The 11,747-nt window shown below is 57.5% G+C and carries 8 protein-coding genes and 1 pseudogene; 3 read left to right on the top strand and 6 right to left on the bottom strand.

Annotated features, from left to right (window positions below):
• Nucleotides 1–6 precede the first annotated feature (6 nt).
• From fba to DL88_RS15565, 4 genes are read right to left on the bottom strand one after another with little or no spacing between them, the layout of a single operon-like run.
• Complete coding sequence (gene fba / locus DL88_RS15580) at nucleotides 7–1,101, bottom strand: class II fructose-bisphosphate aldolase (protein ID WP_034998123.1); 1,095 nt, start codon at nucleotides 1,099–1,101, stop codon at nucleotides 7–9.
• Between the two features lie 11 nt (nucleotides 1,102–1,112).
• Nucleotides 1,113–3,125, bottom strand: a complete 2,013-nt coding sequence (gene tkt, locus DL88_RS15575) for a transketolase (RefSeq protein WP_034998120.1) — start codon at nucleotides 3,123–3,125, stop codon at nucleotides 1,113–1,115.
• Between the two features lie 11 nt (nucleotides 3,126–3,136).
• A complete protein-coding gene (locus tag DL88_RS15570; protein ID WP_034998116.1) occupies nucleotides 3,137–4,012 on the bottom strand; it encodes a phosphoribulokinase in 876 nt (291 codons plus the stop codon).
• 11 nt (nucleotides 4,013–4,023) lie between these two features.
• Complete coding sequence (locus DL88_RS15565) at nucleotides 4,024–5,079, bottom strand: class 1 fructose-bisphosphatase (RefSeq protein ID WP_084705229.1); 1,056 nt, start codon at nucleotides 5,077–5,079, stop codon at nucleotides 4,024–4,026.
• 157 nt (nucleotides 5,080–5,236) lie between these two features.
• Between DL88_RS15565 and DL88_RS15560 the strand changes: the two genes are divergently transcribed.
• A complete protein-coding gene (locus DL88_RS15560) occupies nucleotides 5,237–6,208 on the top strand; it encodes a LysR family transcriptional regulator (protein WP_051956054.1) in 972 nt (323 codons plus the stop codon).
• Between the two features lie 133 nt (nucleotides 6,209–6,341).
• Here the strand turns inward: DL88_RS15560 and DL88_RS15555 are convergent, their stop codons facing one another.
• On the bottom strand, nucleotides 6,342–7,130 hold the full coding sequence (locus DL88_RS15555; protein WP_051956053.1) for a rhomboid family intramembrane serine protease: 789 nt from the start codon (nucleotides 7,128–7,130) through the stop codon (nucleotides 6,342–6,344).
• 183 nt (nucleotides 7,131–7,313) lie between these two features.
• Nucleotides 7,314–8,445 (bottom strand): peptide chain release factor 2 gene (prfB, locus tag DL88_RS15550; protein ID WP_156971146.1). Its coding sequence is split into 2 segments (ribosomal slippage): nucleotides 7,314–8,375 and nucleotides 8,377–8,445, totalling 1,131 coding nucleotides; the frame shifts between segments, so codons are not numbered across the junction.
• Between the two features lie 797 nt (nucleotides 8,446–9,242).
• Here prfB and DL88_RS15545 point away from each other — a divergent pair.
• Both DL88_RS15545 and DL88_RS15540 read left to right on the top strand, forming a co-directional pair.
• Nucleotides 9,243–10,805, top strand: coding sequence for a mannitol dehydrogenase family protein (locus tag DL88_RS15545; RefSeq protein ID WP_156971145.1), 1,563 nt, complete (start codon nucleotides 9,243–9,245; stop codon nucleotides 10,803–10,805).
• A gap of 535 nt (nucleotides 10,806–11,340) precedes the next feature.
• Nucleotides 11,341–11,747 (top strand): annotated as a pseudogene (locus DL88_RS15540) (IS5 family transposase); the annotation flags it as partial.

Here is an 11,747-nt window from a genome sequence, read left to right as displayed (position 1 = left end):
TCCTCCTTATGCGGCAACGGTTTGTTGAGCCTGACTGGCGCCAAGCCGGTGATTCAATTCTTTCGAGGCATAGCGCCGGGCCATGGCTGCCATCGGCAAAACCTTGATCTTCGAAGCGTTTCCGGCGGTTCCGAATTCCTCGAAACGCTGCTGGCAAAGCTTGCGCATACTGTCCATCGCGGGTTTCAGGAATTTGCGCGGATCAAATTCCGCCTTGTTGGTCTCGGCGACGCGACGGAATTCGGCGGTCATGGCAAGGCGGCAATCGGTATCGATATTGACCTTGCGCACACCGTGGCGGATACCGCGTACGATCTCTTCCACCGGCACGCCATAGGTCTGCGGCATGGCGCCGCCATTGGCATTGAACAATTCCTGCAAATCCTGCGGCACGGATGATGAGCCATGCATCACGAGATGGATGTTGGGCAGGCGCTCATGGATCGCCTCGACAACTTTCATCGACAGGATTTCGCCGTCGGGCTTGCGGGTGAATTTATAGGCCCCATGCGAGGTGCCGATAGCGATGGCAAGCGCGTCGACATTGGTCCGTGTCACGAAATCGACGGCCTGATCCGGATCCGTCAGCAATTGATCGAGGCTGAGCTTGCCTTCGGCGCCATGGCCGTCCTCCTGCTCACCGGTGCCATGTTCGAGGGAGCCCAGAACACCGAGTTCGCCCTCGACAGAAGCGCCAACCGCATGGGCCGCCTCGACCACCTTGCCGGTGATGGCGACATTATATTCGTAAGAAGCAGGCGTCTTGGCGTTGGCCTCGAGCGAACCATCCATCATCACCGAGGTGAACCCATGCTGGATGGCGGTCAGGCAGGTCGCTTCATTATTGCCATGGTCCTGATGCATGCAGATTGGGATCTGCGGATACATTTCCGTCAGCGCCTCGATCATTTTCGCAAGCATGATGTCATTGGCATAGGCGCGGGCGCCACGGCTTGCCTGGATGATAACCGGCGCATCGACCGCCGCGGCGGCTTCAAGGATCGCGAGCCCCTGCTCCATATTGTTGATGTTGAAAGCGGGGACGCCGTAATCATGTTCCGCCGCATGGTCGAGGAGTTGTCTTAACGTGATACGTGCCATGATCTGGTCTCTCAGTGAGAGGCGGCTGCGAGGCGGCCGCGCACAGTCTCGATGATGGCATCGACGGTGATGCCGAATTTCTTGTAGAGATCGGAAGCCGGCGCGCTGGCGCCGAAGGAGGTCATGCCGATGAAATCGTCTTCCGGCCGCAGCACCACATCCCAGCCCTGCCTTAGCGCCGCCTCGATGGCGATACGGGGCGCCGTGCCGAGGATGTCCCGGCGATAGTCGAGTGGCTGTGCGGCAAACAATTCGAGGCACGGCATGGAAACCACAACTGCCTTGATGCCGTCCTGCACAAGCCGCTCCGCCGCCTCGACGGCCAGGGAGACCTCGGAACCCGTCGCGAATAATGTGACATCGGCTCTCCCCTCGACAGGGCGCAAAACATATCCGCCACGGCGGGAGAGATTGTCCTGTGCGGTTTCGGTGCGCACGATCGGCAGGTTCTGGCGCGTGAGACACAAAGCGGAAGGGCCGGTTTCAGTCTCTATAGCGATTTCCCAGGCTTCCGCCGTCTCCACAGCATCCGCCGGGCGGAAGACCAGCAGGTTGGGAATGGCGCGCAGGGCGGCAAGATGTTCGACCGGCTGATGCGTCGGTCCATCCTCGCCGAGCCCGATCGAATCATGGGTCAACACATGGATAACACGCTTACCCATCAAGGCGGCGAGACGGATCGCCGGCCGGCTGTAATCGGCGAAGACGAGGAAGGTGCCGCCATAGGGAATGAAACCGCCGTGCAGGGCGATGCCATTCATGGCCGCCGCCATGCCGTGTTCGCGTATGCCGTAATGAATGTAGCGGCCCGAAAAATCTTCCGCCGTAATCGGCTTCATGCCGACGGCAAGTGTATTATTGGATCCCGTGAGATCCGCCGAACCACCAATCAAATTCGGTTGAGCTTCCGCCAGAAGGTCAAGCACTTTCTGTGAGGAGACGCGCGTCGCCTGGGGCTTACCCGCCTCTCGCGCCTGCCCGATGAAGGCCAGAACCGCGTCGCGAACGGCCGGTTCGGCATGACCAGCGAGATCCTTTTCGAAACGTGCACGCTTCTCCGGATTCAAGGCCGTCAGGCGTTCGCTCCAGGCGCGATGGTGCCGCGCCGCCGCGCGCCCTGCTTCCACCCAGGCGGAGGCAACAGAAGCAGGTAGCTCGAAGGGCGGCTCCTTCCAGCCGAAATTGTTCCGCGCGGCGGCGATCTCTTCAGCCCCAAGGGGGGCGCCATGAACATGATGGGTGCCGGCCTTGGTCGGTGCACCGAAACCGATGGTCGTCTTGCAGGCAATCAGAACCGGACGGTCGGACCGCCGCGCGTCTTCGATTGCGGCAGCGATCGCTTCGGGATCATGGCCATCGATCCGGCTTGCGGCCCAGCCGCACGCCTCGAAACGCTTGAGCTGATCGGTTGAATCGGAAAGCCCGATATGACCGTCGATGGTGATGCCATTATCATCCCAGAAGACAATGAGCTTGGAGAGACGGAGATGTCCTGCGAGCGCAATCGCCTCCTGGCTGATGCCTTCCATCAGGCATCCATCTCCGGCGATGACATAAGTATAATGATCGATGATATCAGCGCCGTAGCGGGCAGCCTGCATCCGTTCGGCGAGCGCCATGCCAACCGCCGTGGCAATCCCCTGACCGAGCGGTCCCGTCGTCGTCTCGACGCCCTGTGTGTGGCCATATTCAGGATGACCCGGCGTCTTTGAATCGAGCTGGCGGAAACGTTCGAGTTCCGCCCGCGTCACGTCGCCATAGCCGAGGAGATGCAACAGGCCATAGAGCAGCATGGACCCATGGCCAGCCGACAGGATGAAACGGTCGCGGTCGGGCCACGTGGGATCGGCCGGATCGAATTTCATGAAACGCGTGAAGAGGATTGTCGCGACATCGGCCATGCCCATCGGCATTCCGGGATGGCCGGATTTGGCTTTTTCCACCGCATCCATGGCAAGCACACGCAAAGCATTAGCCATCTGCGCATGGGTGACGGATTGTTCGACCTTGGCAAGCATGTTCATGTCTGTCTCCGTCAGATGATGCGCCGGCGCCGCTCGCAGAGCTGCATGATGTAGGGTGTCAGGATCAGTTGCATTGCGAGATCGAGCTTGCTTCCCGGAATGACAATCGAATTGGCGCGCGACATGAAGCTGTCGCGGATCATCGAATGCAGATAGGGAAAGTCGATGCCACGCGGGTTACGGAACCGGATAATGACCATCGATTCATCCGCCGTCGGAATCCAACGCGCGGTGAACGGATTTGATGTATCCACCAGCGGAACACGCTGGAAGTTGATATCCGTCTCGGTGAATTGCGGACAGATATAGTGAATATAATCTGGCATACGGCGCAGGATCGTATCCATGACCGCTTCCATTGAATAGCCACGCGCCGAGCGGTCACGATGGATCTTCTGGATCCATTCGAGGTTGATGACGGGAACGACACCGATCTTGAGATCGCCATATTGCGCCGTATTGACCTTCTCGGTCACGACCGCGCCATGCAGACCTTCATAGAAGAGAATTTCGCTCCCTTCGGGCAGCGCTTCCCATTCGGTGAATGTACCTGGAGGACATTTGTACTGGTCGCCCTCGACGAGATCATGCACATAATGGCGCGTCTTGGCGAGGCCGGTTTCGCTGTAGGTGCGGAAGACCGACTCGAGCTCCTCGAGAAGATTGGCTTCTGGCCCGAAGTGGCTGAAATTGAAATTGCCTTTCGCCTCCTCCTCGGCCATGCGCTTACGCATTTCGAGGCGATCGTAGCGATGGAAGGCATCCCCTTCGATATAGGCCGCGCCGACCTTCTCGCGGCGGAAGATCTGCTCGAATGTTTTGCGCACCGAAGTTGTGCCAGCCCCTGATGAGCCGGTCACGGAAATGATCGGATGTCTCGCGGACATGGTCTTTGCCCTCAGTTCCGGATGAGACCGCGTTTGCCGAAAAGCGGTGCCTGTTCTGCATAGAATTGCGGATCTGCATGATAACGCTGGACGAGATCCACTTGATCCGCCGAACCCAGGACGAGCGGGACACGCCCATGAATGTCAGTCGGTATGACGTCAAGTATGCGCTGGCGACAGTTTGTCGCCTTGCCACCTGCCTGTTCGACGAGGAAGGCGATCGGGTTGGCTTCATAAAGGAGCCGTAGCCGGCCTTCGCCATAGCCGGTGCGCTGGTCGGCGGGATAAAGAAACAAACCGCCACGCATCAGGATGCGATAACAATCAGCCACCAGAGAAGCGATCCAGCGCATATTATGATTGCGCTTCAAGGGACCTTCAGTGCCCTTCACACAGGCATTGATGAAAGCCTGAATCGCATCGCTCCAATGCCGTGTATTGGAAGCATTGATGGCATATTCCACGGAATCCCGCGGAATGGAGACATGTTCAACCGCTTGACGGAATTGCCCTTCCTTACGGTCGAGCGTGAAGACCGTGGTCCCTGAGCCCAGCGTGAAGACGATCGACGTTTGCGGGCCGTAGATCACAAACCCGCTGGCGAGTTGCTGATGGCCTGGCTGCAGAAAATGCATTCTGAGATCAGCCGCCGCAGGCAGCATGGGCATGATCGAAAAGATCGTACCGATCGAGACATTCGCATCGATATTGGACGAGCCATCAAGCGGATCGATCGCGATGGCCAATACGCCATCGCTGTTGAGAACAAGCGGATCACGCAGTTCCTCGGAGACGACCACGCCGGCGCCAGCTTGTTGCAGCGCACTCACGAAAACATCATTGGCAACGACATCCAGCTCTTTCTGAATGTCTCCATCCTGATTGGCACTGCCCTTCTGCGCGCCAAGCTTGCCGGCGAGCCCACCAAGGGCAATGAGATCAGCGAGTTCGGCCGCGCTCGCCGCAATTGCGGCGATAATCCTGGCAGCGCCGCGCAGATCCGGAGCGGCCACACTCGCTTGATCCAAATAATTTTGCAGATCCGGGGTTCGAGCACTCCGCAGCATTTCCGCCCTATGTGTTTTGTTTCGTTGATGCACTGTCGCGGAAGTTCGGCTAAAATAAAAATGAATAATATTGAGGATGAACTCAAAAAAATTGAGTCTTGACGATCTCAAAACTAGTGCAAAGCCAGATATACAACTATTAGGGGAGGAAAATATCATGCAGCGGCTGACGCTCAAGCAGCTCACTACCATCAAGGCCGTCTCGAAATTCAGCACCATCGTGGCTGCAGCCGACGAGCTAGGCGTCACTGCGGCGGCCCTGACGGCCCGCATCAAGCTTCTCGAGGAAGATGCCGGCGTCCCATTGTTCGATCGTACGAGTGGTCGGTTGCGGGTGAATGCAGCCGGACAGGAAGTCGTGAATGTCGCCACCCGCATCGAGCAATTATTGACGGAGCTCAACAATTCATTGAGCGCACATCGCGACATGGGCCTCAGTCATGTCACGATCGGCGTCGTTTCCACCGCCAAATATTTTGCTCCGCGACTGCTCGCAGCTTTCATGCGAGAACATACGGACATCGAATTATCGATCATTGTCGGCAACCGGTCAGAGACAATCACCGCCCTGCGCGATTATGCGATTGACATCGCCCTGATGGGGCGCCCTCCGCTCGATTTTCCCGTCCACAGCGGGATGATTGGTCCGCATCCGCAGGTGCTCGTGGCGCCCCCCGATCATCCGCTCGCACACAAACGCTGCCTCAAACGAACCGATCTCGCCAACGAAAGCTTCCTGGTGCGGGAGGAAGGATCCGGATCGCGCAGTATCTTCGAATATTTCTTTGATGGAATCATTATCCAGCCGCCGCGGGTGAAAGTGGAAATCGGCTCGAATGAAACGATCAAACAGGCGGTAATGGCGGGTTTAGGATTGACGTTGATTTCCGCGCATACAGTCGAGGCGGAAGTAGCAGATGGACGTCTCGTGGTTCTTGACGTCGATGGCTTGCCAATCATCCGGCAATGGTTCATCGTCCGTCACGCCAACCGGACACTCAGCACAGCGACGAGCAAACTCTGGGATTTCATTCTGAAGGATGGGCGTATGTTTCTTCCCTCCCTTCACCCTGAAAGAATGCGCCTGACGCAAGGCGGCCCTTCCGCACCGTCGGGCCGTGTCGCTTGACTCCGGTAGGCAACGTCTGTTGCAGACGACAACGAAACGGTACGACGAGTAATGGGTGATTTACGGGCAATGTTGCCCTCCGCGACGTTTCAGCATCTTAGCCGCGAATGCGCGCTTTCACGCACGGAGGCCTTTACCCATTGGCGCGGTCGAACCAGCGAAAGGCGACGAGCCCGAACAGAAAGCCGCCGATATGCGCCTCCCAGGCGACGGTCGCATCGGTCACTCCAAAGGAGCCCGGTAAAACACCGAACAGGAAATTCGACAGGAACCAGAAGGTGAGAAAAGTCAGCGCCTGCTGATCGGAAAAAATGGCACGGAGCGGCAAGGCCGGTTGCCTGTACAAATCCTCATCCCGGCTGTCGATGAAGCCGAGGCTGCGTCCGAGCGGTGCGCCAGGCTGAAAGACAAACCGGATGGCTGCGGCCATTGTCGCGGAGACCACGGCCGAAGCACCGACCACCGGCTGAAGATCGGCCATATGCGTCAGATAATGCATGAAGGCACCGGCGACGGCCCCGCCAGCGCAGAAAAGCAGAAAACGACGAGATCCGAAACGACGCGCCACCGCCGAGCCAAAGGCCCCAAACCAGAGACCATTCATGCCGACATGCATCCACCCGCCATGCAGGAAGGCATAAGTCAGAACGCTCCAATAATGCGGTTCGCCATTGCCCAAAAAGAACAAGGCCGCCTGCATCTTGAATTCATCCTCGCGGGCGAGCGCATTCAAAACAGCCGTGATCCGGTCTGGATCAATAGCAAAAGTGAGACGGCCCGGCACGAAGGCGAAGGACCGCACCACAAGGAGCATGTTTTCAGGCGAAAGCCAGTCCATGATCGCCTGAATGGCGAAGAAAATGACAAGCAGCGTGAGAACCACGGGGGGAATATTGAAGATTCGTTCCCGTTTCGCCAACATGGGCCTCAACCTGGTTTAGCGCATTGCGCAGAATGGCTTGTGGATCAACTGTCAGCAACCGCTTTCCGGACAACGCGACGCCTCCGGCCGGTAGCGACAGGGTATCGTGTTTATGGCGATCGCATCCGTGACAGCACAGAGAATTACCGGGCCGTATGGCATGAGGCCCGGCAAATGATCTCATCATTCGACATCGTCGACGACGACCGGCCCTCCGCCATTTACCTTTTGAGCGAGAGCCGCCTCCATGAAGAGGTCAAGGTCACCATCGAGCACTTCATCCGGTGTGCCGGATGTCACGCCCGTACGCAAATCCTTGACGAGCTGATAAGGCTGGAGAACGTAAGAGCGGATCTGGTGCCCCCAACCGATATCGGTCTTCGTCGCCTCCGTGGCATTGGCCTCGGCCTCACGGCGCTCGAGTTCCTTTTCATAAAGGCGTGCCCGCAGCATGTTCCAGGCTGTCGCCCGGTTCTTGTGTTGGGAACGCTCGCCCTGACAGGCAACGACAATGCCTGAGGGAATATGGGTGATACGCACTGCGGAATCGGTCGTATTGATGTGCTGGCCGCCAGCGCCCGAAGATCGATAAGTATCGATCCGGCAGTCGCTTTCCTTCACATCAATCTCGATCTTGTCATCGATCACCGGATAGACCCAGACGGAAGCGAAGCTCGTATGCCGCCTGGCATTGGAGTCGAAAGGCGAGATGCGCACCAGCCGATGGACGCCGGATTCGGTTTTCGCCCAGCCATGTGCATTGTGACCCTTGACGAGCAGCGTGGCGGATTTGATGCCAGCCTCATCTCCCGCAGTCTCTTCGATGATCTCGACCTTGAACTTATGCCGTTCTGCCCATCGGGCATACATGCGAAACAGCATGCGCGCCCAATCGCAGCTTTCCGTGCCACCGGCACCGGAATGCACTTCTATATAAGTGTCATTGGCATCAACCTCACCCGACAAAAGCGCCTCGATCTGACGCCGCTCGGCTTCGGTCTTCAAGGATTTGAGCTGTTCGATCCCTTCCTTTTCGACACTTTCATCCCCTTCAGCCTCGGCCAGCTCGATCAGCGTCGCCGCATCATCGAGTTCGGTTTCGAATTGTTTGAGCGACCCGAGACGCTCTTCGAGCTCGGTACGCTCGCGCATGATCTTCTGCGCGGCTTCGGCATCATTCCAGAGATCGGGATTTTCTACTTTTGCATTGAGTTCCGCGAGGCGGCGCGTCGATGTATCGACGTCAAAGATGCCTCCTCAGCAATCCCAAGGATTGCTTGATCGTTTCGACGAGCGCTTCGGCTTCGGCGCGCATATTCTGCAAACTTTCCTGAATGACCGCAAAGCTGGCGAGGCACAGCCTCGACATCTTCGCAGGTGGCTAAAGCATCGAGGCAAACCCGGTTTCCGGATGCACCCGATGCAGTGAAAGGATTTGAAGCGGCAAAGTCCGCATCATCCACAGTTTCATATATATAATATCGGCACGAGATCGCCTGAACCATATCGCGGCTCGCCTTGATCCCGGCCGATCGTGACCCATGAGGTTCTGCTCGAAACTCGCCGGCCGCTTTTGCGAACGCCAAATCCACCCAGAACCAAATCATGCGGAGTCACATTGATCTGATTTGGTCTTATGTGAAGTTTTGGCTCGTGTAAATTTCCACGACGACTATTGGTCCAAATTCGAGCGGCCACTAAAGCATGGCCCGGACCAGCACAAGAACGCGAGAATTTTAGAAAAAAATTTTTGTGAGATGTGCTGAAATTACCGCACTTGTACTTTTTTTAATTCACAAATTCGTATGCTGCAGTTCGCGTTTCGGCGGTAATGGCGGCATTTATGTGATTTTTTGCCCAAAAATTGGTGATTTGCTCAATTCGAATCGCTACCCGTTTTCGTTTTTCACATGTCAATAACAAAATAACGCATTTCTGATTGTGCGACATATTTACACATGGCCAGGGGTTGCCCTCGGCCTGTGACCTCCCTTACATTCTTCAACAGTGATGTGACCAAACCCGCGGACAGGTTTTTGTCCGTACGACGTCAATGACGAGTCGAGTCCAATCAGGAGAGACCACTCCTCGCGCGTCCACCAGGAGTTTTTCGTGACCTTCTTGCAATCCCCTCTAGGCATAAAACCGCTCAATGCTACCACCATCGATCTACCCGACATGATTGATGCGGGCAGCGAACAGCCTCAGCTTTCCTCCGCCGTCCTTGATATGGTGCCGAAAAGCGTTCGCCGGCCGGGATTTGATGTTACCCACCTCAAGAGTGGCATTTTGCATCTCGGCTGTGGCGCCTTCCACCGCGCTCATCAGGCCGTGATCACGCAACGCGCGATCGAGGCGGAAGGCAAGAAGGGACTTTCCTGGGGTATCGCCTCGGCAAGCCTTCGTCGCCCCACGACCCCGGATGCGCTCGAACAGCAGGATGGCCTGTTTACGGTCCTAGAGCGCGACGCAACCGGCACGAAGGCTGAAATCGTCGGCAGTTTGAGTGAGGCTTTTTATGCCCCGGCCGATGAGCGTGGGCTCGTCGAACGTCTTGCTGACCCGACCACCAAGATCGTCACCATGACCGTCACCGCGGGCGGCTATTCGCTGGAGCCTTCGAGTGGCCGGCTGCTCGCCGATGACCCCGAGATTCAGAACGATCTCTCGGCCGAACGGCCAGTGACGACGATCGGAACCTTGATGCAGGGTCTCGACGCCGTGCGCAAGGCGGGTCAGGAACCGCCGGTCATTCTCAGCTGCGACAATCTCAGTGCCAATGGCGACACGGTCCGTCAGGCCGTCATCGATTGTGCTGCGCTCAAGGATGATCAACTAGCCAATTGGATCGAACGCAACGTACAATTCCCTAATACGATGGTCGACCGGATCGTCCCGGTGACAACCGAGGATGATCTGCGCATGGCCCAGGATGTTCTGGGCGTTCTCGACGCAGCGCCCGTTAGCGCCGAACCCTATCTGCAATGGGTGATCGAGGATTTCGAGGGCGAAAGGCCCCTGTGGGAAGCTGGCGGAGCTCAGATCGTGAGCAGCGTGACCCCCTGGGAAGAAGCCAAATTGCGTATGCTCAACGGCACCCATATGGTCCTCGCCTATCTGGGCGGGCTGGCCGGTCACGCGACCATCGCCGAGGTCGCCAATGATCCTCTGATGGTCGATTTCGCCATGCGCTTCATGCTGGAGGAACAGGCCCCGACCCTGTCGGCGACCGCTCCGGATCCGAGCCGCTACGCCAAGCTGCTCGTGCAGCGCTGGCGCAATCCGGCCCTGCAGCATGATGTCGGACGGATCGGGCGCAATGGTTCGGAAAAGCTCGCCATGCGCATCCTTGATCCGCTGCGGGAAAATCTCAAGGCCGGCCGGCCCTCGCCTTGCGCCGTTCTGGCGATCGCCGCCTGGATCCGCTGGTTCGCCCTCGAGGATACGTCAGGCACCAAGGTCGAACTCAACGATCCGCTGACGATCGAACTCCGTGACCTGTGTACCACCGCCGGAGAGGATCATACAAAGCTCGCCCGAGCCTTCCTGAGCATTGAGGAGATCTTTGGTCCGGATATCCGTGATCATGAAGAACTCGTGCAGGAACTCAGCTGCGCCCTGTCCGATCTGCATCATCACGATCTGCGCAACGTGATCGCCGCGCGCCTGAATTAAACGGCTTTCCGTTTCTTTTATGCACCCCAGCGCCTGCCCGCCTTTGGCGAGCAGGCGTTTGTATTTTGTATATTGTTTATCGGCTTTTGAGACCGCCATTCTCGGCATGCAGTTTTCGCTAACGCTCGGGCGTATCTTACGTCCTGTTTCGAAGTGACCCATATAGTTTTCACGACTTCGCCCCTCAACGCCACGGCGGATTACACCAATACGCCAGAGTCATCGTCGAGATCATGCGTTGCCGTACATCTCTTTAGTGATATTCGCGGCATGGGCCTTGGCATTTGGGAGTCACTATGCGACTCGTCTTCCGCAACCCACTCGTCGACCGACGATCGCCGGAATTTCTTCCAGTGCGACCTTGGACGGCGTGCTCGCAATCATGCTTTCGTAGTCCGCAACCGGCATGATCGGGCTCGCCTTCGTGAGCAGTCAGACAGCCCTTGTCATCGCTAGGCGGTAGTGACGATTTAATATTTGGGGATTCCCAGAGAGGCGCAAATCAGATTCAACGCTGATTTTTGAAAGATCAGCGATGGACTGTAATGAACTGCGCGATGACCAGTGGGAGCGCCTGACGCCACTGGTCCTAGGCGGCGGTAAGGGGCAAACGCGGACCTCGCACGGACAACCGCAAGTTCCTCAATGCGTTGCTTTGGATGGCCCGCTCAGGTGGGCGCTGGCGAGATCTTCCCGAGCGGCTTGGCGACTACGCGACGGTGAAGAGGCGCTATTATCGCTGGATCGAGATGGGTGTTCTCGATGCCATGTTTGAGGCACTTGCCCGCGAAGCCGACATTGAATGGCTGATGATCGATTCCACCATCGTGCGGGCGCATCAGCACGCGACGGGTGCCCGCCGGGCAAAAGGGGGCCGAATGCCCAGGGTCTTGGCCGCTCACGCGGCGGAATGAGCACAAAGATCCATGCTGCAAGCGACGC

The organism is Beijerinckia mobilis (assembly GCF_000745425.1).
Taxonomy (GTDB): Bacteria; Pseudomonadota; Alphaproteobacteria; order Rhizobiales; family Beijerinckiaceae; genus Beijerinckia; species Beijerinckia mobilis.
The sequence above is the reverse complement of the archived record's forward strand: the minus strand, read 5'-3'. Positions and strand labels throughout refer to the sequence as shown.